Origin of the sequence: Neorhizobium sp. AL 9.2.2 (assembly GCF_013317225.1) — a bacterium.
Classification (GTDB): Bacteria; Pseudomonadota; Alphaproteobacteria; order Rhizobiales; family Rhizobiaceae; genus Neorhizobium; species Neorhizobium soli.
The window spans coordinates 1286681-1308959 of the sequence record NZ_JAALXU010000001.1; the positions used below are offsets into that span (position 1 = coordinate 1286681).

The window sequence follows — 22279 nt, forward strand, 5'->3', positions numbered from 1 at the left end:
CCGTCGCCAAACCAAGTCTGCCCACGGCCTCCGACACCTTCTCCTCGCTGTAAGCGTCAAGAGGGTTCGGGGCCGGGCAGATGTGTTAGCATTTCAGCATGTTGGCTGCGTCTGCGGAATCAATCTCGCAGAGCTTGGCCGGACGGGAAATATCGAACCTCGTCCTTTGCGCCCGGCATCCCCTGTTCTATAGGTAGTGCGGAGGAGACACATCATGCCATTGCTGACCGTCGCTGCGATCTATTTCATTCTCTGGTGGACGGTTCTGTTCGCCGTCCTGCCGCTTGGCTATCGCAGTCAGCAGGATGATGGGGAAGTGATGGTCGGGACGGTGGAAAGCGCGCCCGCGACATTCCGCGGCGGCAGGGTCATCTTGCTCACGTCCGTGATCTCGGCGGCGCTCTACCTCGCCTACCACATTGCCTCCACTTACTTTGGCTTCGGCATCGACAGCATTCCCAACTTCATCCCGACATTCGAGTAGGGTGGACGAGCGGGCGTGTCATTCGCCTGTCACACACCTCCGGCATTTGTGCGGGTAACTGCTGTCTTACGATCGCTATTCAGCGGATTGGCCATGCCTGTGAGCAGGGCAAAAAAAAACAAGGCGGTTAAGCCTTGTTTTTCAGTTTCGCGTGATACTCATTCCGTTACCGGGGCTGCGACGAGCGCGCCAGAGATCTGATCCTCCCAAGACTTGACCGCGAACTGGCAAGAATTTGAACTCCTTGCCTCTTTTGTGAGCTGAACCTAGCTTAACGAATGTGCTTTGTCACTCGATATTTTTGCATTTTTGACACAGTTTGGCAAAAATTTCCCGTGGACGAATTTGTCGCAGGGCTTGTCATCAAGCCGTTGAGCTTCAGCCAGTGCAAGCGCAATCTGCTGTGCCGCGGTGCGCGCTATGGGTTCCATTTGCGCCCTCGAACGGCTATGTACGCCGTCAAAGTTCAATCCAAGAAACGGCCGATTCCCTTGTTATCTGGGGAACGCCTCGGAAACCGGAAACGTCCATGCGTCTGTCCCGCTATTTTATGCCCATCCTGAAGGAAAACCCCAAGGAAGCGGAAATTGTCTCGCACCGGCTGATGCTGCGTGCGGGCATGATCCGTCAGCAGAGCCAGGGCATCTATTCCTGGCTGCCGCTTGGCAAGCGCGTGCTGGACAAGGTCAACAAGATCGTCCGCGAGGAACAGAACCGGGCTGGCGCCGTCGAACTGATGATGCCGACGCTGCAGTCGGCCGAGCTGTGGCAGGAAAGCGGTCGCTACGACGCCTACGGCAAGGAAATGCTGCGCATCAAGGACCGCCAGGAGCGGCCGATGCTCTACGGACCGACCAACGAGGAAATGATCACGGATATCTTCCGGTCCTACGTCAAGTCCTACAAGAGCTTGCCGCTCAACCTCTACCATATCCAGCTGAAGTTCCGCGACGAGATCCGCCCGCGTTTCGGCACCATGCGCTCGCGCGAATTCCTGATGAAGGATGCCTATTCCTTCGATTTGAACAAGGAAGACGCCGTCCATTCGTATAACAAGATGTTCGCGGCCTATCTGCGCACCTTCGATCGGCTGGGACTGCGCGCCATTCCGATGCGTGCCGATACCGGCCCGATCGGCGGCAACCACAGCCACGAGTTCATCATCCTTGCCGAAACCGGTGAGTCGGAAGTGTTCTCGCACCGGGACTTCGTCAATTTCGACATTCCCGGCGAAGACACCGATTTCGACGATGTCGCCGGCATGCAGGCGATCTTTGACAAGTGGACATCGGTCTACGCCGCGACGTCCGAAATGCACGACGAATCGGCCTTCGATCAGATCCCGGATGCCGATCGCCTCTCTGCCCGCGGCATCGAAGTCGGCCATATCTTCTATTTCGGCACGAAATATTCCGAGCCGATGGGCGCAAAGGTGCAGGGCCCTGATGGCAAGGAACATCTTGTCCACATGGGATCCTACGGCATCGGGCCGACACGCCTTGTTCCCGCCATCATCGAAGCATCGCATGACGATAACGGAATCATCTGGCCGGCATCCGTTGCGCCGTTCGATGTCGTGGTGATCAACATGAAGCCCGGTGACGAGGCATGCGATCGTCTGTCGGAAGATCTCTACGCAAAGCTCAACAAGGCCGGTAAGGACGTGCTGCTTGACGATACCGACGAACGCGCCGGCACCAAGTTCGCGACAGCGGATCTGATCGGTGTTCCGGTACAGATAATCGTCGGTCCGCGCTCCGCCGCCAACGGCGAGGTCGAGGTCAAGGACCGCAAGTCCGCAGCCCGTGACGTCATGACGCTCGAAGCGGCGCTCAACCGCGTCGCCGGATGATCGGACACCGACGTCTCGCCGGGCCAGTCTGACGACAGGCTAGGCAGGCATATCTGATACAGCAGCGCGGGAAGCCTCCCGCGCGCTCCATGTGTAAGGAAGCGTGAATGGCGAGCATCGCGACGAGTGGTGAACCAGAGAAGGTCGACAAGTCTCCGCGGGCTGGCGCTTTCTCGTCGTTCGAGCGAATGGTCGCCTGGCGCTACCTGCGCTCGCGCCGCAAGGAAGCCTTCATCTCGGTCATCGCGGGCTTTTCTTTCGTCGGCATCATGCTTGGCGTCGCGACACTGATCATCGTGATGGCGGTCATGAACGGCTTTCGCACCGAGCTCATTTCCCGCATTCTCGGCATCAACGGCCACATGGTGATCCAGCCGATCGACCAGCCGTTCACCGATTACGCCGAACTGACCAAGAAATTCGCTGCCGTTCCCGGCGTCAAGATGGCCCTGCCGCTTGTCGAGGGGCAGACGCTGGCATCCGGCAAGGGTGGCGCCGGTTCCGGCGCTCTTGTTCGCGGCGTACGGCCGGAAGACCTTGAGAAGGTCACGGAAGTCGCCGGCAACATCAAGCAGGGCGATATCGTCGGCTTTGCGTCGGGGCAGGGCGTTCTCGTCGGCTCCAGGCTTGCCTCGCAGCTCGGCATTTCGGCCGGCGACCAGATCACGCTGATTTCGCCCGAAGGCGACGTGACACCGATGGGTGTCAATCCGCGCGTTAAATCCTATCCAGTGTCCGGCGTTTTCGAGATCGGCATGTCGGAATACGACGCGACGATCATCTACATGCCGCTTGAGGAATCGCAGCTCTATTTCAATGCCGAAGGGCTGGTGCAGTCGATCGAACTGTTCATCGATCACCCCGACAATGTCGAGGACATGCGTCCGCTGGTGGAGCAGGCTGCCGGTCGCCAGATTTTCATTACCGACTGGCGCCAACGCAACCAGACGTTCTTCTCGGCGCTTCAGGTTGAACGCAACGTGATGTTCATGATCCTGACCCTGATCGTGCTGGTCGCGGCACTCAACATCATCTCGGGCCTGATCATGCTGGTGAAGGACAAGGGCTCCGATATCGCAATCCTGCGCACGATGGGCGCGAGTTCCGGCGCCATCATGCGGATCTTCTTCATGACGGGTGCTGCTATCGGCATCGTTGGCACGTTTGCCGGCGTCGCGCTCGGCGTTATCGTCTGCCTCAACATCGAATCGATCCGACAGTTCTTCTCCTGGGTCTCGGGCACCATCCTGTTTGATCCGGAGCTCTATTTCCTCAGTCAGCTTCCGGCCGAAATGAGTTTTGGCGAGACCTTCTCGGTCGTCATCATGGCGCTGGTCCTGTCCTTCTTCGCCACCATTTTCCCGGCATGGAGAGCCTCGAAGCTCGATCCTGTCCAGGCCCTCCGATACGAATAGGTCTCCATGGCTGTCCCGCGTAAAACCGTCCTCAATCTCTCAGGCGTCGAACGTCACTACGGCCAGGGGGAGACGAGCCTGTCGATCCTCAACGGGGCAGACTTCTCGCTCGTGAGCGGCGAGATCGTGGCGCTCGTCGCCCCGTCCGGTACCGGCAAATCGACGCTCTTGCATCTGGCAGGCCTGCTTGAACATCCGGACGCTGGCGATGTGACGATCGGCGGTCGGGCCTGCAACGGTTTGTCGGATGAAGAGCGCACCTCGATCCGTCGCTCCGACATCGGCTTCGTCTACCAGTTTCACCATCTCCTGCCGGAATTCACGGCGATCGAGAACATCATGATGCCGCAGCTGATTGGCGGCCTTTCGAAGGGGGAAGCGCGCGAACGCGCGGGCCAGCTTCTCGATTACATGCGAATCGGTCATCGCGGCGAACACCGCCCGTCGGAACTGTCTGGTGGTGAACAGCAGCGCGTGGCGATTGCCCGTGCGGTGGCCAACGCGCCCCGCCTTTTGCTGGCCGACGAACCCACCGGCAATCTCGACCCGAAGACGGCATCCTACGTGTTCGAAGCGCTGGAGGCGCTGGTGCGCCAGTCAGGGCTTGCTGCACTGATTGCCACTCACAATCATGATCTCGCTGCCCGCATGGATCGTCGCGTCACGATCGAGGGCGGCAAAGTCGTCGAGTTCTAGCGAACGCACTGATCCCCAAAGCGTGCCCCTAATCCGATAGTGTCCATCGTCACATCCTCGAAGGGGCGTGCGATGGACACTGCTGCCATGGAATGACGTCACGTCAGCGATCCGCAGCGATGGCTGGCGTTTGGCTGCCGACCGCGTGCGTCGGCCGGCAACGGCTTGGTCCTATGGAGCGCTGGTTACCTCCAGCCAGCAAGCAGCATTAACCATCGGTCAGAATCTTCTATTCCCGTTTTGTTCTACTATTGACGGTGGCACGAAAAGAGAACAAAGTGCCAACATAAACGAACACGGGAGACGACGATGACTGACCTTCTTCGTGATATTGCCGCATTCGCCTCCATTGCAACTTTCGTTGCCAGCTTGTCGATGATCATGCTGGTAATGTGAGCCGGTCCGTGCTCGCCCAGCCGGCGGGCGCAAGCGGAAAGAGGTTGAGAAGACCATTCTTGACTCGACTCTGAAGCCCCCGCGCCGGACAATGACCCGATTCAAGGAATGGGTATCAGATGGCGGACGCAGCGACTTTACAATCGGAATCGGAGGATTTGGGAGCGACGCCACAGTTCGTGCATCTGCGCGTCCATTCCGCCTATTCGCTTCTGGAAGGTGCGCTGCCGCTTAAGAAAATCCTCTCCAAGGCCATCGCGGACAATCAGCCCGCGATCGCCGTCACCGATACCAACAATCTCTTCGTCGCGCTGGAATTCGCCCAGAAATCCATCGGTGATGGCATTCAGCCGATCATCGGTTGCCAGCTGTCGATTGACATGGAGGATCAGCCGGACGAGCGCCGCAACGGCCATTTGGCGAAGCTGCCGGCAATCGTTGTGCTCGCCGCCAATGCCAAGGGATACGAGCGGCTGGTGGATCTCGTCAGCCGCGCCTATCTCGATGGAGAAGGGCAGGCGGCAACGCATATCTGCCGCGCCTGGCTGGAAGATGGCGGCACCGAAGGACTGATCGCGCTGACAGGTGCTGCCGGTGGCCCTGTCGACGTGGCAATGAAGGATGGCAACACCGTACTCGCAAAGGCGCGCCTCCTGTCATTGAAGCAGGCCTTTGGCGATCGGCTCTATATTGAACTGCAGCGTCACGGCACTTACGACCGCCGTCATGAGCAGCGGATGATCGATCTTGCCTACGACCAGGATGTGCCGCTGGTCGCGACCAATGAGGCCTTCTTCCCAGGTCAGTCCGATTACGACGCCCATGATGCCCTGATGGCCGTCGCGCACAATGCGATCGTATCCGACGATACCCGTTTCCGTTTGACGCCCGACCATTACCTGAAGAGCCGTGCCGAAATGGCAAAGCTGTTCGCCGATCTGCCGGAAGCGCTCGATAACACGGTCGAGATCGCCAAGCGCTGCTCGTTCATCCTGAAGACCCGCAGCCCGATCCTGCCGCGCTTCACCGGCGCCACCGACGATCCGGCAGAAGCGGAGCGCGCCGAAACGGCGGAGCTGCGCCGTCAGTCGGTCGAAGGCCTCGAGAACCGGATGGCCGAACTCGGTATCACCGCGGGCTTCACCGAGCAGGATTATCGCGAACGGCTCGATTTCGAGCTCGGCGTCATCGAGAAGATGAAGTTTCCGGGCTACTTCCTGATCGTTGCCGACTTCATCAAATGGGCAAAGCTGCAGAACATCCCGGTCGGTCCGGGTCGCGGTTCCGGTGCAGGCTCGCTGGTTGCCTATGCGCTCACGATCACCGACGTCGATCCGTTGCGCTTCTCGCTGCTGTTCGAACGCTTCCTCAATCCCGACCGCGTCTCGATGCCCGACTTCGACATCGACTTCTGCCAGGATCGCCGCGAAGAAGTGATCCGCTACGTGCAGCGCAAATATGGCCGCGAGCAGGTGGCGCAGATCATCACCTTCGGTTCGCTGCAGGCCCGCGCAGCACTGCGCGACGTCGGCCGCGTTCTCGAAATGCCCTATGGCCAGGTCGATCGCATCTGCAAACTGGTGCCCAACAACCCGGCCAATCCGACCACCTTGGCAAAGGCGATCGAGGAAGAGCCGAAGTTTCAGGAAGAGGTCGACAAGGAGCCGGTCGTTGGCCGTCTTCTCGATATCGCCCAGAAGATCGAAGGTCTCTACCGCCACGCCTCGACCCACGCCGCCGGTATCGTCATCGGTGACCGCCCGCTGTCGAAGCTGGTGCCGATGTACCGCGACCCGCGCTCCGACATGCCGGTCACCCAGTTCAACATGAAATGGGTCGAGCAGGCCGGTCTGGTCAAGTTCGACTTTCTCGGACTGAAGACGCTGACGGTTCTTAAAACCGCGGTCGAATTCTGCAAGAAGCGCGATATCGTTGTGGATCTCGCCAAGATCCCTCTCGATGACGAACTGACCTACCAGATGCTGTCGCGCGGCGAGACCGTCGGCGTGTTCCAGGTGGAAAGTGCCGGCATGCGGAAGGCGCTGATCGGCATGAAACCGGACTGTATCGAGGACATTATTGCGCTGGTGGCGCTTTATCGCCCGGGTCCGATGGAAAACATCCCGACCTACAATGCCCGCAAGCACGGCGAGGAAGAAATCGAATCGGTCCATCCGTCGATCGATTATCTGCTCAAGGAAACCCAGGGCGTTATCGTCTACCAGGAACAGGTGATGCAGATCGCCCAGGTCCTGTCGGGCTATTCGCTCGGCGAAGCCGACCTTCTGCGCCGCGCCATGGGCAAGAAGATCAAGGCCGAGATGGACCAGCAGAGCGAACGCTTTGTCAGTGGCGCCATCAAGAACGGCGTGTCGAAGCCGCAGGCGAAGAACATCTTCGAACTGCTGGCGAAGTTCGCCAACTACGGCTTCAACAAATCTCACGCCGCCGCCTACGCCATCGTCTCCTACCAGACGGCCTATATGAAGGCGCATTACCCGGTCGAGTTCCTCGCCGCGTCGATGACCTACGATATGGCGAACACCGAAAAGCTGAACGATTTCCGCGAGGATGCCGGCCGGCTCGGCATCAAGGTCAGTCCGCCGTCGGTACAGACCTCGTTCCGCCGCTTCGAGACAGGCGACAACCGCATCTATTACGCGCTGGCCGCCATCAAGGGCGTCGGCGAAAACGCCGTCGATCACATCGTCGAGGTCCGCCGCGACACGCCCTTCGCGTCGATCGAGGATTTCTGCCTGCGCATCGACCCGAAGCAGATCAACCGCCGCGTCTTTGAAAGCCTGAATGCTGCGGGTGCCTTCGATTGCTTCGGCTTCGACCGCGCCCAACTCAGCGCCGGCATGGACCGCGTCATCGGCTATGCCCAGCGCGCCCAGGAGGAGAAGGTCTCCGGCCAGTCCGATTTCTTCGGCTCGGGCGCGGCCAGCGGTCCGGAAAAACTCGTTCTGCCAACATTCAATCCGTGGATGCCGTCGGAAATGCTGATGCGCGAGTATCAGGTGCTCGGCTTCTACCTGTCTGCCCATCCGCTCGATACCTACGGCGCGGTGCTCGACAAGATGCGCGTCCAGACTTTCGCTGACTTCTCGACGGCTGTGAGGGCAGGCGCCACGGCAGGCCGTCTTGCCGGGACCGTGACCGGTCGCCAGGAACGCAAGACCCGCACAGGCAATAAGATGGGCATCGTCATGTTTTCCGATTCCACCGGTCAGTTCGAGGCGGTGCTGTTTTCCGAAGCGCTTGCTCAGTACCGCGATCTGCTTGAGCCCGGAAAATCGCTTGTCATCACCGTTCAGGCCGACGAGCGTCCGGAAGGCATTGGCCTGCGGATCCAGACGGTGCAGTCGTTGGAGGAACAGTCGGTCCGCATGCAGAAGGCGCTGCGGGTCTTCGTGCGCGACTCAGGGCCGCTGAAGACGGTCGCCCGGCATCTCAATGCCCGCGGCGATGGCCTCGTCTCGTTTATCGTCATCAAGGATGATGGCAAGCGCGAGATCGAGGTGGAACTGACGGAACGGTATCGTATCTCGCCGGAAATCGCCGCCGCGTTGAAGGCGGCACCCGGCGTGCTGGATGTGGAACTCGTATAACTGCCGCTGTCGGCTCGGCCTCAGTAGAGGCCGACGCCGCCTTGGTAACGGATGACACTGCGCTTGGCGCGCGGCTCGGCGGCAGGCGTTGAGCCAATATCCTGAACTGCCACCATCTCGCTTTTCGACGACTTGGTCAGCGTGACGAAATCGGTGCCCTTGCCGGTCTCCGGTCCAAGCGATTCGTCGTTGATCGTGACCGACGTCCCATCCGCCATTAGCGTCTCGATCCGGTCGCGAACGTCCTGCGAAATCTCGATCCGGTCGAGTGCGGCTTTTGCGGCACCCGGCAGTTTCGCATCGGCCGCCACGGTGATCCCCAGCCGCTTCATCGTCGCATCGGACAGCACGTTCGGCAACGTCACCGCGTGCCAATCGGCTGATTCGATCGAGCGATCGATCTTGTCGACAGTGAAGAGATGCGTGCCGAGGGCCACTTCCGGCGCCTTGATGCCGACAGGGGCCTCAAACAGCGGTTCGAAATTCTGCCGCACCATGATCTGGCCGGCGGGTGGCTTCGGCTGGCCGGCAGAGGCGTAGAGCGCGTCGATGAACTCGCCGCTTATCATCGGGCCCGTCTGCTTCAGGCCTTTCCAGCGCTTGAAGCCGGCAACGGCGCTGCGAGTCAGCGGTCCGACATAGCCGTCGGAGCCGCCGGTCTCAAAGCCCATCTCTTCCAGCAACTTCTGGACGTCCATCAGCGTCTCGCGGTCGGTACGCCGCGTGATCAGGATGCGCAGCGCGTGCGTCTGCGCTTCCTCGAGATCATCAGGCTGCGTCGGAAGAGCATCCGTGGCGCGGTTCGGATTGGCCGGCGCGACATTCATCGCCACTTCCACCGGCTTCTTCGGCGAGGCCTTGATCGATGCGGTGCGAAGATCGACATCGGTCATCAGCGCGCCGGCAGGCAAAGGCTTGCGCGGCGAAAACAGCACGACGTCCTCGATGCGCTGCGGCACCACTTCCGCATCGGTCACGATCACATGCGCACCACGCTCGGTCAGGCCGTAAAGCTTGGTCGCAAAACCGCTCGGCAGGCGCACGCAGCCGTGCGACGCTGGATAGTTCGGAACATTGCCCTCGTGCAGCGCGATACCTGACCAGGTGATTCGCTGCATGAACGGCATCGGTGCATTCGAATAGATGTTCGACTCGTGGTATTTCCGCTTCTCAAGGATGGAGAAGATGCCGGTCGGCGTATCGTGCCCGGCCTTGCCGCTCGATATCCGCGACCTGGCGACCACGGTCTCGCCCTCGTAGACGGTCAGCGACTGCTTGTCCTTGGAAACGATGATCTGCAGGGGAACACTGTCCGCTGCAAACGCTGGAGGCGACAGCATCGTCGCAGACATCAGACAGAACCCCAAAACCAGGCGACGCATCATGCTAAACCTCATACGCAAAACTTGAGCCGCATTTTACCGAGCGAGGTTTAACGAAGGTTTGCATCCGCGCTGATCTCGTCAAGTTTAGCAGGAAAAATTTAATCACGTTTGATTGAAACTATCGGTCGTGGCGCTTGTCGCCAAACGTATAGCCGGTCTCGACGGCCGCAGCTCCGAACTTCTCACGCAGCTTGTCCATGGCCGCTTCCGCAGCCGCCCGGCGTCCGGCCTGAACATCCACGAGATCCGGCGGATCTGCACGGGCAGGGTCGGTCAGATCGGTGACGCCGATCCCGAGCAGGCGAAATTTTGTACCATCCGTCTCCCGCTCCAGCATGGAGATACCGGTGCGAAAGATGCGGTCGGCAAGCTGGGTCGGGTCTTCCAGCCGCTTGTTGCGGGTGCGGCTCTTGAACTCCGCGGTCTTCAATTTCAACACCACCGTCTGGCCTGCAAGGTCCTCGCTCTTCAGTCGTTTAGACACCTTTTCCGAAAGCCGGCGCATGATCGGGACCAGGTCGTCGTGGCGGGAGATGTCGTCGAAGAACGTGGTCTCGGCCGACACGCTTTTCGCCGGGTCGTTGAGATGAACCTCGCGGTCGTCGATACCGCGAGACAAACGATAGAGGCGCTGGCCCATCGTGCCGTAGCGGCGCATCAGGTCGGCCTCGTTCATGGCTTGCAGCTGCCCGATGGTGCGGATGCCGTCCGCCTCCAGCGTCGCATCAAAAGCCCGGCCGACGCCCCAGATCGTCGTGACCGGCCGGGTGGCCAGAAACTCCACGGCTTCTGCGCGACCGATCACCGAAAAACCCCGCGGCTTTTCGAGGTCGGAAGCGACCTTGGCGAGGAACTTGCAGTAGGAGAGCCCGACGGAAATACTGATGCCAATCTCGGATTCGACGCGTTTTGCGAGCTTTGCGAGAATGCGGCTGGGCTGATCGTGGTGCAGACGCTGGGTGCCTGCCAGTTCCAGAAACGCCTCGTCGATCGAGATCGGCTGCACCAGCGGCGTCAGATCCATCATCATCTGCCGCACCTGTCGGCCGGCAGTGACGTATTTCTCCATGTTCGGCTTGATGACGACCGCATCCGGGCAGAGTTCGAGCGCCTTGAACATCGGCATTGCCGACCGGACGCCGCTGATGCGGGCGATGTAGCAGGCGGTCGACACCACGCCGCGCTTGCCGCCGCCGATGATCACCGGCTTGTCGGCCAGGCTCGGGTCGTCGCGTTTCTCGATGGTGGCGTAAAAGGCATCGCAGTCGATATGGGCAAGCGTCAGGTCATGAAGTTCGCGGTGATACACCAGCCGTGGACTGCCGCAGGCGCGACATCGTCGCACCTCTGCCTTCTGCTCGGCAAAGCAGTCTCGACAGAAGCCGGGCTTGTGATTTGGTACGACTGTCATCGGCGGAACAAAGGTTGAACATTCCGACAATAGGCCGTAAGCTGCAACCTCTCAAGAGTAGAACGCACATCCTTCAACCACTATTTTGCGGTTCGATGATGCGGGATGTGGGACAGGATGTAGGCGTCGATCATCTCTGCGGCATGCGGCCAGTCTGTGGCCCGGACGATCGGTTGATCAGGCTTCGGAGCAAGCTGATGCAGAGGACTGTCCGGCATCATGTGAATCAGCAGGCAGTTCTCGACGTGGTCGCGGACCGAATGCAGGTTGTGGGCCATGTCATCGATAAAGACCGAGGGAAGGGGGCGCGCGGCATGGATCATCTGCATGACAGGGCCTTTCTTCTCCTCCGTCGCGACGAGAGGGAAGGTGAGGTCGAGCCGGTCGAGAAGCCGGCGACGCTGTTCCTGATAGCGTGGCGGCATGGCAGTGAGGAAGATGACGTCTGCAGCCTTACCGATCGCCTTAAGGGTCTCGATCGAAAGCGCAGAGGGCGTCTGCCAGTCTTCTTGGCGGTCGAAGAACGCGCCGATCAGGCGTTTGACGTCCGCTTCCTCGATAGGGACCTGCGTTTCGACCGAAACGATATTGCCGGTGAGGCGGAAGGAGCGCGGCAGCAGCTCCAGCCCCTCTGCCTTGATGAACTCGGTGAAAGGTGCCGCGAAGTCCAGAACGACGTCATCGACGTCGCATACGACCAGCGGGCGGTCGCCAAGTTGGACGTGGGAAAAATCGAGGGCAACGCCGAAAGAGTTCTCCATCTCAGTAGTCGCCCGAATCGAGTGCAGGCTTGGAATAATAGTGTGACGCTGCGGCAACCGTTTCCGGTCTCGTGTTCGTCGCTTCGCAAAATGCCATCAGCGTTGGCTCGTGGCTCATCAGGAAATCGATCATTCCGCCAAGAAAGCCCGGATCGTCGATCACATAACGCAGCTGACCGGGCTGGAGACCGGACAGCGCCAGAAACCTTGAAAACATGTCGGGCTCGTCCGCAAGCCAGCTGAGGATTGCGCCGGCCGTCTCTTCGGGGGCTGCGGCGGGTGCCTTGTTATTCAACGGATCGAACCTCATCGCCTGCTCAAGTTACCTATTTCTCAACCAAATGCCCTTAACGTGTGCCGCTAGTGGCTTAAAGAATCTCGTGTTCGGAAAGCTTATAGACTGAAAGCACGCTTGCAAGGCGCGATTTAAGGAACGGATCGACATGCCCAAACGGGTCATGATTGTCGAAGACAACGAGCTGAACATGAAGCTCTTCCGCGATTTGATCGAAGCGTCCGGCTACGAGACGATCCAGACGCGCAATGGCATGGAGGCGTTGGATCTTGCCCGCCGTCACCGTCCGGATCTGATCCTGATGGATATCCAGCTGCCCGAAGTATCGGGTCTGGAAGTGACCAAGTGGCTGAAGGAAGACGACGAACTGCACGTCATACCGGTCATCGCCGTCACCGCATTCGCGATGAAGGGCGACGAGGAACGAATCCGACAGGGCGGGTGCGAAGCCTATGTTTCGAAGCCCATCTCGGTGCCGAAGTTCATCGAGACCATCAAGACGTATCTTGGCGACGCGTAAGGTCGGAGAATGACATGACGGCACGGATCCTGGTAGTCGACGACATTCCCGCAAACGTGAAGCTGCTCGAGGCACGCCTGCTTGCGGAATATTTCGACGTTTTGACTGCCGATGACGGCTACAAGGCGCTGGCGATCTGTGAACAGGCCCATGTCGATGTCATCCTGCTCGACATCATGATGCCGGGCATTGACGGGTTCGAAGTCTGCGAGCGGCTGAAAGCCAATCCGCGGACATCCCATATCCCTGTTGTCATGGTCACCGCGCTGGACCAGCCCTCCGACCGCGTGCGCGGCCTGAAAGCCGGTGCCGACGATTTTCTGACCAAGCCGGTCAACGACCTGCAGCTGATTTCCCGTGTCAAAAGCCTCGTGCGGCTGAAGACGCTGAGTGACGAGCTGCGCATCCGGTCCGACACCGCGCAGGATCTCACGCTGCAGGACATGATGAAGAGTGCAGCGGGGCAGGACGCTCAGGACGACGTCGCGCAGGTCCTACTGGTCGATGGCCGCGGAAGCTCGCAGGAACGCATCGTCAGGGCGCTGAAACCGGTCGCGGATATCACTGCCATCTCCGATCCGCAGGCAGCCCTTTTCGAAGCGGCTGAAAACCCGTTCGATCTGGTGATCGTCAATACGAATTTCGATGACTACGATCCGCTGAGGCTCTGTTCACAACTGCGATCGCTGGAGCGGACCCGATTCCTGCCGCTGCTGCTGGTGACGGAACACGGCGACGACCAGGTCATCGTCCGGGCGCTCGATCTCGGCGTCAACGACTACATCATCCGGCCGATCGATCCGAATGAACTCGTGGCCCGGACCCTAACGCAGATCAAGCGTAAGCGTTACAACGACCGCCTGCGGTTGAGCGTGCGCCATACGATCGAACTGGCTGTGACAGATGCCCTGACCGGTCTGCACAATCGCCGTTATCTCGACAATCACATGAAGGTGCTGTTTGCCCGCGCAACAGCCCGTGGGCGGCCGCTGTCCGTCTGCATCACCGACATCGATCGCTTCAAATCGGTCAACGACACGCACGGCCACGACGCCGGTGACGAGGTGCTGAAGGAAGTTGCGGCCCGTATCCGGTCCACGGTACGCGGCGCGGATCTCGCCTGCCGGTTCGGTGGCGAGGAATTCGTTGTGGTTATGCCCGATACGGATAGCGCCGCCGCGGCTTTGATTGCCGAACGATTGCGCAACATCATCGAGCAGACGCCGTTCGTGCTGAAAAGCACTGGCGCCAGCCTGAACATCACAGCTTCGCTTGGGATTGCCTGCAGCCGCAGTGGAGCGGAAACGCCGGAGCAGTTGTTGAAACAAGCCGATCGTGCGCTTTACGACGCCAAGAACAGCGGGCGCAACCGAGTCGTTGCAGCCGCCGCTTAAGATTTGCACGAGAATCGTCGTATATTAAAATACGCTAATATAATATCTTTCGTCTTGCAGCGAGGCTTTTTGATAAAGAAGCGCTCGTCCCACAGTTTCCTCAATTAAATTTGACGATTCGTACGCGGCTTCGAGCCAAATAAAACGCATACGGGAATGGAAGACCGGTGCTTTGTTTGAGCATTGCCGAACGATACGGTAGCATCTACACAGAAGCGAGAAAGTCCTGCTTCTCGCTGACGATTTATAATCGCCTTTTACTTCCGTCTCGAAGCCGGGCTAATCTTCGAGCTCGCACCAAACACCGTAGGGTGGATAAAGCTAAAAACGCTTTGGCTCAGAATAAACCTAACAATTGAAGAGCCGGAATAGCGTCTTTCTACAAAGACGCGTGTGGATTTTAACCATCATATCCAAACAGTTTCGTACTGATCTAAGTATGTGTTGATTTTCCATTGATTTTGCGCAATTTTGGTTTCAACGGGGCGAAGGGTTCCTTCAGCTTACGTCGAGATACCCCATGATGCTCAGGTCCGCCGCATCTCCTGGGTCGTGGGGTCGGTCGACTGGCAAGCAATTTCAACGGCTCCTCGTGCCGCGATTGCAAGCCGGTCGACCCCCAATCAAAGCGCCGCTGTCAGAAATGACGGTGGCGCTTTTTGCGTTTTGGTACTCACGCGTGAAAACAGTAGGCAAAGAAAAAGGCGCCCGGCTGATCAGCCTGCGCCTTCTTTCATGCCTTTAAGTGACCAGATCTTACTTGATCTTGGTTTCCTTGAATTCGACGTGCTTCCGGGCAACCGGATCGTACTTCGTCTTGGTCATCTTGTCTGTCATCGTACGGCTGTTCTTCGTGGTTACGTAGAAGAAACCGGTATCAGCCGTCGACAGCAGCTTGATCTTGATGGTCGTAGCTTTTGCCATGGTCTTAGCGCCTTTAAGAAAAGTGGAGCCGCGGACGCAGACGGTCGACGGCGAAATCTGGGGCGAAATTACAAATCGCGGTCAGAATGTCAACCTTGTTTCGTTGGTAAAAACCATCGAGCCCCCGAAACAACCACGTAAAAGCCGAAGAAACCGGCCAGCGCCCAGGCAAAGCCGTCATTGCCCGCGACATCCATGGCAGCGCCGATGCCCTGTGGTCCTGCAACCGTGCCGACGGCATAGCAGAAGATGAAGGCGGCATTGGCAGCGACCAGATCGGCACCTCGAAGGCGAGCGCCCAGATGCGCGAGGCCAACGGTATAGAGGCCGGAGATACAGCCGCCCCACATGAATAGGAGAACCGCGGTCATCATCCAGTTGCCGATCAGGAAGGGGATCGTCAGCGAGCCGAGAACGCCCAGTACGGCGAGGCCGGTCAGAAGCGGCCTGCGGTCACGCATGCGGTCCGAAATCATCCCCAGCGGGATCTGGAAGGCCATGTTGCCCAGTCCCATCACCGTCAAGAGGATGGCCGCATGCGATTCGGTCATCTGTTCGCGCAACGCATAGATCGGAAACAGCGACAGTCCGCCAACCGAGACTGCACCAAAGGCAAAGACGGCTGCCGTCGCACTGGGAACGAGGAATATATAGTGGAAGAAGTGCCGCTCGGGCTTGCTGTCTAGCTTCGGGCTTTCGTGACGGGCGAGAAAGATCGGTATGATGGCCGTCATGATAATGAGTGCGCCGACGATGAACGGAAGCACGCCATCGCTGCCGAGAAGCGAAAACAGCATCGGCCCGATCGCAAACCCGACCGCCAGCACCGTTGCGTATATGCCGAGGACCAATCCGCGTCGTCTGGGTGGCGCGGCTCCATTGATCCAGAATTCGGACAGGATGAACAGAGCCGTGGTCGCGCCATGGAACGTAAAGCGTAGTGGAAACCACATCCAGAATTGGTCGGCGTAGTAGAAACAGATGGCGCTGACGGCGGCGATCACCACGGCGATCATCATGCTGCGCGCCACACCAAAGTCATGAGCACATTTCGTCGTGATCGGGGCGGCAACCATGGCTGCAACGCCTGCCATGGCAGCGTTCAACCCGATCAGCGTCGATGAGATGCCGCGTTTTTCAAGGATGATGCTCAGCAGCGGCAGGCCGAGCCCCATGGCTATTCCCACGGCGCTGACGGCGGCGGTGGCTGCGATCAGGGATGGCCAGTGGATCTCCGCGACATGGCCGTTTTCGTCGGTCGTCGGCTGAGGCATTCAGACTTCCTTACAAGTCGGCTTCGGACTGGACGTCCGTACGCATGAAATAGGACGGGAAGGTGGTAACGAACGGTGGACCATGATCAGTTCGGTCTGTTGCTCGGACCGCTGGTCGAATCGGTCTCGTCCTCGCCGCCGCCGAACCCATGCATGCGGTTTGCCCATTGCAGGCCGATGACACCGCCCTTGATGGGCTGGATCGTCGCGATGGCGGCAAGCACCGCAAGCGGTGCCCAGATGGCGAGGTGGACCCAAGGAGAGACACGCAGGATCATATCGGTCAGCATGTAGCCGGTCATCAGCACGTGACCAACCACGACGATGACGAGATAGGCCGGAAGGTCGTCTGCACGATGGTGGGAGATATCTTCACCGCAGACGGAACAATGATCGACTGGCTTCAGGAAGGCACGGAAAAGCCGGCCCTCTCCACAGGCAGGACATCGACAGGCGAGGCCCCGTTTGATGGATCGGCCAAGAGGTCGATCGACCGGGTCCGACCCGCCGAAGCGGACCGTCTGTTCGCCATCTGACTGCATTGCTATCTCCTGCCGCCACGGAAGGGGCGCGTACCGGGCTTTTTGGGCCGTCCGCCAGATTTGTCTCGTCGTGCAGACTTGTGGAACGAGCGGGCGCCGCCCGGCAGCTTCTTGCCTTCGCTCAGCATTTCAAACTGAAGCGCACCGGCAAGCGGAACTGCCGCCTTCAGCTTCACATCGACGGTATCGCCGATCTGGTAGCCGAGACCGGAACGTTCGCCTGTTAGCGCCTGATGCGCCTCGTCATAGATATAGTAATCGTCGCCGATCGTTGACACCGGCACGAAACCATCGGCGCCATAGGTCGGCAGGGCCACGAACAGGCCTGCCTTGGTCACGCCGGACACGCGGCCCTGGAACTCCTCGCCGATCTTCGTCGAGAGGTGGTGCGCGACAAGACGGTTTACCGTGTCGCGTTCGGCGGCCATGGCGCGGCGCTCGAAGGTGGAGATCTCTGCCGCGATATCTTCGAGCTGGGCTTCCTCGCCCGGCGTGATTCCACCTTCGCCGAGGCCGAGCGACCCGACCAGCGCGCGATGCACGATCAAATCCGCATAGCGCCGGATCGGCGAGGTGAAATGCGCGTATTTCATCAGGTTGAGGCCAAAATGGCCGATATTGTCGGGGCTGTAGACCGCCTGGCTCTGGGAGCGCAGCACCATCTCGTTGACCATGATCTGGTGCGGCGTGCCCTGTGCCTGCGACAGGATGCCGTTGAACGAGTTGGAGCGCATCTGGCCGCCGCGAGCCATCGAAATGCCGAGCGTGTTCAGGAACTCGCGCAGCGTCTCCTGCTTGGCAAGCGAGGGACCATCATGGATCCGGTAGATCAGCGACTGCTTCTTCTTCTCGAGCGTCTCGGCAGCGCAGACATTCGCCTGGATCATCATTTCTTCGATGAGCCTATGCGCATCGAGCCTCTGCGGCACGATCACCCGATCCACCGTGCCATCCGGCTTCAGCAGGATCTTGCGCTCGGGCATGTCGAGCTCGAGTGGCTGGCGACGGTGGCGGCCGATCGTCATGATGCGGTAGGCGTCCCAGAGCGGCTTCAGGACTGGCTCCAGCAGCGGACCGGTCTTGTCGTCGGTCTCGCCGTCGATGGCGGCCTGAGCCTGCTGGTAGGAGAGCTTGGCCGCACTCTTCATCATGATGCGGTGGAACGTGTGGCCGGCCTTGCGGCCTTCCTTGGAAAAGATCATGCGCAGGGCAAGCGCCGGCCGGTCTTCGCCTTCACGCAGCGAGCAGAGATCGTTGGAAATGCGTTCCGGCAGCATCGGCACGACGCGGTCGGGGAAGTAAACGGAATTGCCGCGCTTCTGCGCTTCGCGGTCGAGCGGCTTGCCGGTGCGGACATACCAGGAGACATCGGCGATCGCGACGGTGACGATGACGCCGCCCGGATTGTCGGGCGAGGTGTCGGGCTCGGCATAGACAGCGTCGTCGTGATCCTTGGCGTCGGCCGGATCGATCGTCAGGAGTGGCACGTCGCGCCAGTCCTCGCGCTTCGACATGGTCGCGGGCTTTGCGGCTTGCGCTTCCTCCATCACCTCGTTCGGGAAGATGTGCGGAATGCCATGCGAATAGATGGCGATCATCGAGATCGCCTTTTCGGAACCGACGGAGCCGACAATGTTGAGGACGCGGGCACGCGGCAGACCGAACCGGCCGTTGCGGACGACTTCCGATTCGACCAGGTCGCCATCCTTGGCGTCTCCGATGTCCTCGGGCTCGATGACCATTTCCTCGCCGCGCCGGTCGGTCGGCAGAAGACGCATTTCGCCGTCAGCCAATCTCTGGACGACGCCGAGTGCTGCGCCGCGGCGCTTGTCGATGACCTTGATGACGCGGGCCGTATAGGCCGGGCCTGACCGTTCCTTGTTCGGGAAGATCTTCGCAAGAATGCGGTCGTTGAGGCCGGCGGCCGGCGCCTTGCCCTTTCCGCGGCTGTCATGCGACTGACGGATGAGCACGGCCGGGGCAGCACCCAGATCCTCCGGCCACTCGGTCGGCCGGCCGATCAGTTCGCCATCCTTGTCGCGGGTGGTGATGTCGAGAACGGTGACCGGGGGCAGGGCACCCGGACGCGAGAGCGACTTGCGGTTCTTGGTGAGAAGACCGTCTTCCTCGAGCGAATGCAGCAGATCCTTGAGCTCGATCCGCGTATCGCCTTTCAGCCCGAAAGCCTTGGCAATTTCCCGTTTCGAGCCCTTGTCGGGATTGTCAGCGATGAAATGGAGCAGCACATCGCGCGGAGGAACTGCACCCTGGACAATCACCGGTCTGCTCGCCGACTGGCTGTCGCCACGGTCAGCCTTCGCGGCGCGTTTCTGCTGGCGATTGGATCGCTCGTTCGGTTCTCTCACGTGTCCGTCTTCTTCGCCTTTGATGCGGTTGTCTTTTTGGCCGGTGCCTTCTTGGCAGGTGCCTTCTTGGCTGCGGTCTTAGCCTTGGCAGGCGACTTCTTTGTGGCGGTCTCGGTCGTTGCGTCCGCCTCTGTCTTGGCAGCAGCCTTTTTTGCCGTGGCCTTCTTGGCAGGCGCTTTCGCCTTGGCCTTGCCCGACGATGCCTTGCCGCCCTTTTCGATGATCAGCGCCATCGCCTGTTCCATCGTTACCGACTGCGGGTCCATGCCCTTCGGCAGCGTGGCATTGACCTTGGCCCAGTTGACGTAAGGCCCGTATTTGCCGTCGCGCACGGTGATCGCGCCGCCATCCGGATGCGCGCCAAGGTCCTTGAGCGCTGCCGGTGTGCCACGACCGCGTCCGCCGGGGCCTTTTTCCTTTTTCTCGGCAATCACGGTGACGGCGCGGTTGAGACCGATCGAGAACACGTCCTCGATCGTTTCCAGGTTCGCATAGCCACCGTCATGCAGCAGGAACGGCCCGTAACGGCCAAGACCTGCCGAAATCATCTTGCCCGATTCCGGATGCTTGCCCACGTCGCGCGGCAGGTTGATCAGTGCCAGCGCCTTTTCATGGTCGATATCGTCAGGCAGCCAACCCTTGGGCAGCGAGGAGCGCTTGGCTTCCTTGCCGTCGCCGCGCTGGATATAAGGTCCGAAACGACCCGACCGCAGCGTCAGCTGCTCGCCGGTCATCGGATCGGTCCCTAGTTCCTTCGGCTCGTTGAGGCCGGAAGCTTCCGCATCCGCGCCGCCTTCGGACGACAACTGACGGGTGAAGTTGCACTCCGGATAGTTCGAGCAGCCGACGAATGCGCCGTACTTGCCGAGCTTCAGCGACAGGTTGCCGGTGCCGCAGACCTGGCAGATGCGTGGATCCGAACCGTCTTCCCGCTTCGGGAAGACCAGCGGTGCAAGCGCTTCGTTCAAAGCGTCCAGCACGTTGGTGACGCGCAGTTCCTTGGTGTCTTCGATCTGGCCGAAGAAGTCCTGCCAGAACTCCCGCAGAACCTGCTTCCAGTCCAGTTCGCCAGCAGAGATCCTGTCGAGCTTCTCTTCGAGATCGGCCGTGAAATCGTATTCGACGTATTTCGTGAAGAAGTTCTCGAGGAACGCCGTCACCAGCCGTCCCTTGGAATGCGGGATCAGCTTGCGCTTGTCCATGATCACATATTCGCGATCCGACAGCGTCTTCAGCGTCGCGGCATAGGTGGAAGGACGGCCGATGCCGAGTTCTTCCATCTTCTTGATCAGCGATGCTTCCGAATAGCGCGGCGGCGGCTCGGTGAAATGCTGGCTCGAGTTGACCTTGTTCTTGTCGAGCTTTTCGCGAGCGTTGATCTCGGGCAGACGACCGTCTTCGTCGTCGTCCTCGCTTTTGTCATCCTCTTCGCGGCGGTCCACATAGGCGCCGAGGAAGCCGTCGAAACGCACGACCGAACCGACGGCCCTAAGGCCAGCCTTCTCGGCACCGTTTGTCGCCGAGATCTCGACGGTGGTGCGTTCCATTTCAGCAGATGCCATCTGGCTGGCAATGCCGCGCTTCCAGATCAGCTCGTAAAGACGCGCCTGATCGGCATCGAGATACTGGCGAACCTTGTCCGGCGTGCGGTTGAAGTCGGTCGGACGGATCGCTTCGTGGGCTTCCTGCGCGTTCTTCGCCTTGGTGGAGTAGAAGCGCGGCTTTTCGGGCATGTAACGTTCGCCGAACTGGTCGACGATGGCACGGCGCGCCTGGTCGATCGCTTCGGGTGCCATCTGCACGCCATCGGTACGCATATAGGTAATGAGACCGACAGTCTCGCCACCGATATCGATACCTTCATACAGCTTCTGCGCGACCTGCATCGTGCGCGACGCGCCGAAGCCGATGTTCGAAGACGCGGCCTGCTGCAGGCTCGACGTGGTGAACGGAGGGCCGGGATTGCGCTTCACCGGCTTTGCTTCGACCGTCTCGACGCTATAGGCGGCGCCGTCGAGCAGCGTCTTCAGGCGGCCGGCTTCTTCGCCGTTCGTGATCGATTTGCTCTGCAGGCGCTTGCCGTCGGCCTGCACCAGCTTGGCCAGGAACTCGTCGCCACGCGGTGTCTTCAGAAGCGCGGAGATATTCCAGTACTCTTCCGAGACGAAGCGCTCGATCTCGGTTTCGCGGTCGCAGACGAGGCGCAGCGCAACCGACTGCACACGGCCGGCAGAACGGGCGCCCGGCAGCTTGCGCCACAGGACCGGAGACAGGTTGAAGCCGACGAGATAGTCGAGAGCGCGGCGGGCGAGATAGGCGTCCACCAGCGGCACGTCGATATCGCGCGGGTTGGCCATCGCATCGAGAACCGCCTTCTTGGTGATGGCGTTGAACACGACGCGCTTGACCAGCTTGTCGCCGATTACCTTCTTCTTCTTCAAGAGGTCGAGGACATGCCAGGAAATCGCTTCACCCTCGCGATCCGGGTCGGTCGCGAGATAAACGGCGTCCGAACCCTTCACAGCGTCGGCAATATCCTTCATCCGCTTCTGGGATGCGCTGTCGACTTCCCAGAGCATCTCGAAGTCCTGGTCAGGCAAAACCGACCCGTCCTTGGCAGGAAGGTCGCGGACGTGGCCGAAAGAGGCGAGAACCTTGTAACCCGAGCCAAGATACTTGTTGATGGTCTTGGCTTTGGCTGGAGATTCTACAATGACTACATTCATCTTGTTTCTCTGCAATAGAGCTTTGCCCGGTCTCGTAACGATCCAGGCGGAAATCTGGTCTCCCGACATGGCGGGCGTTTGTCCCGGGGTCAAGAGGTCATCGTTAATTAGTAGGATACAACGAACTGCAACCTGAGAGAGATGTGCAATTAGTTGCAATCTTAAATAAACATCTCTAAGCTGCGCTGATAAGGTGACGAATAGTTATATTAGGCGGTGTCGCGCCC

16 protein-coding genes are annotated in these 22279 nt (G+C 59.8%); 7 read left to right on the forward strand and 9 right to left on the reverse strand.

The genetic code is table 11. The features are described 5' to 3' along the window. Positions 1 to 214 precede the first annotated feature (214 nt). The 5 genes from G6K99_RS06175 to dnaE all read left to right on the forward strand — a co-directional run bounded on the left by G6K99_RS06175 (position 215) and on the right by dnaE (position 8454). A complete protein-coding gene (locus G6K99_RS06175) occupies positions 215 to 484 on the forward strand; it encodes a DUF1467 family protein (RefSeq protein WP_174195987.1) in 270 nt (89 codons plus the stop codon). Between the two features lie 529 nt (positions 485 to 1013). Then, a complete protein-coding gene (gene proS, locus G6K99_RS06180; protein ID WP_062453222.1) occupies positions 1014 to 2336 on the forward strand; it encodes a proline--tRNA ligase in 1323 nt (440 codons plus the stop codon). A gap of 107 nt (positions 2337 to 2443) precedes the next feature. Further along, positions 2444 to 3751: a lipoprotein-releasing ABC transporter permease subunit gene (locus tag G6K99_RS06185; RefSeq protein ID WP_062453221.1), complete on the forward strand. Its 1308-nt coding sequence runs from the start codon at positions 2444 to 2446 to the stop codon at positions 3749 to 3751. A 6-nt stretch (positions 3752 to 3757) separates the two neighbouring features. Then, the gene (locus G6K99_RS06190) at positions 3758 to 4447 is read left to right on the forward strand and encodes an ABC transporter ATP-binding protein (protein ID WP_062453220.1); all 690 of its coding nucleotides are present in this window, start codon (positions 3758 to 3760) and stop codon (positions 4445 to 4447) included. A gap of 515 nt (positions 4448 to 4962) precedes the next feature. Next, positions 4963 to 8454, forward strand: a complete 3492-nt coding sequence (dnaE, locus tag G6K99_RS06195; RefSeq protein ID WP_174195988.1) for a DNA polymerase III subunit alpha — start codon at positions 4963 to 4965, stop codon at positions 8452 to 8454. 20 nt (positions 8455 to 8474) lie between these two features. Here the strand turns inward: dnaE and G6K99_RS06200 are convergent, their stop codons facing one another. The 4 genes from G6K99_RS06200 to G6K99_RS06215 form a co-directional block, all read right to left on the reverse strand. Continuing rightward, positions 8475 to 9839, reverse strand: a complete 1365-nt coding sequence (locus tag G6K99_RS06200; protein ID WP_174195989.1) for a L,D-transpeptidase family protein — start codon at positions 9837 to 9839, stop codon at positions 8475 to 8477. Positions 9840 to 9957: 118 nt separating this feature from the next. Beyond that, on the reverse strand, positions 9958 to 11280 hold the full coding sequence (locus G6K99_RS06205; protein WP_371816125.1) for a DNA polymerase IV: 1323 nt from the start codon (positions 11278 to 11280) through the stop codon (positions 9958 to 9960). Between the two features lie 50 nt (positions 11281 to 11330). Then, positions 11331 to 12011 (reverse strand): hypothetical protein, encoded by a 681-nt coding sequence (locus G6K99_RS06210; RefSeq protein WP_174195991.1) that lies wholly within the window; start codon positions 12009 to 12011, stop codon positions 11331 to 11333. A gap of 1 nt (position 12012) precedes the next feature. Next, positions 12013 to 12321 carry a DUF3572 domain-containing protein gene (locus tag G6K99_RS06215; protein ID WP_174195992.1) on the reverse strand — a complete coding sequence of 103 codons (309 nt, stop codon included), beginning with the start codon at positions 12319 to 12321 and terminating at the stop codon, positions 12013 to 12015. A gap of 133 nt (positions 12322 to 12454) precedes the next feature. Here G6K99_RS06215 and G6K99_RS06220 point away from each other — a divergent pair, with 133 nt between their 5' ends. Then, positions 12455 to 12826, forward strand: a complete 372-nt coding sequence (locus tag G6K99_RS06220; RefSeq protein ID WP_062453215.1) for a response regulator — start codon at positions 12455 to 12457, stop codon at positions 12824 to 12826. A 14-nt stretch (positions 12827 to 12840) separates the two neighbouring features. Then, the gene (locus G6K99_RS06225) at positions 12841 to 14220 is read left to right on the forward strand and encodes a PleD family two-component system response regulator (protein ID WP_062453214.1); all 1380 of its coding nucleotides are present in this window, start codon (positions 12841 to 12843) and stop codon (positions 14218 to 14220) included. 756 nt (positions 14221 to 14976) lie between these two features. Here the strand turns inward: G6K99_RS06225 and rpmG are convergent. From rpmG to topA, 5 genes are all read right to left on the reverse strand, one after another. Beyond that, positions 14977 to 15144, reverse strand: coding sequence for a 50S ribosomal protein L33 (gene rpmG, locus G6K99_RS06230; RefSeq protein ID WP_007626161.1), 168 nt, complete (start codon positions 15142 to 15144; stop codon positions 14977 to 14979). A gap of 89 nt (positions 15145 to 15233) precedes the next feature. After that, positions 15234 to 16418, reverse strand: coding sequence for an MFS transporter (locus G6K99_RS06235; RefSeq protein ID WP_174195993.1), 1185 nt, complete (start codon positions 16416 to 16418; stop codon positions 15234 to 15236). Positions 16419 to 16504: 86 nt separating this feature from the next. Then, positions 16505 to 16960, reverse strand: coding sequence for a DUF983 domain-containing protein (locus tag G6K99_RS06240; RefSeq protein WP_174195994.1), 456 nt, complete (start codon positions 16958 to 16960; stop codon positions 16505 to 16507). Positions 16961 to 16962: 2 nt separating this feature from the next. After that, positions 16963 to 19326: a ribonuclease R gene (gene rnr, locus G6K99_RS06245; protein WP_174195995.1), complete on the reverse strand. Its 2364-nt coding sequence runs from the start codon at positions 19324 to 19326 to the stop codon at positions 16963 to 16965. Then, the gene (gene topA / locus G6K99_RS06250) at positions 19323 to 22052 is read right to left on the reverse strand and encodes a type I DNA topoisomerase (RefSeq protein ID WP_174195996.1); all 2730 of its coding nucleotides are present in this window, start codon (positions 22050 to 22052) and stop codon (positions 19323 to 19325) included. Before topA ends, rnr begins: the two co-directional genes overlap by 4 nt. Positions 22053 to 22279: the final 227 nt, after the last annotated feature.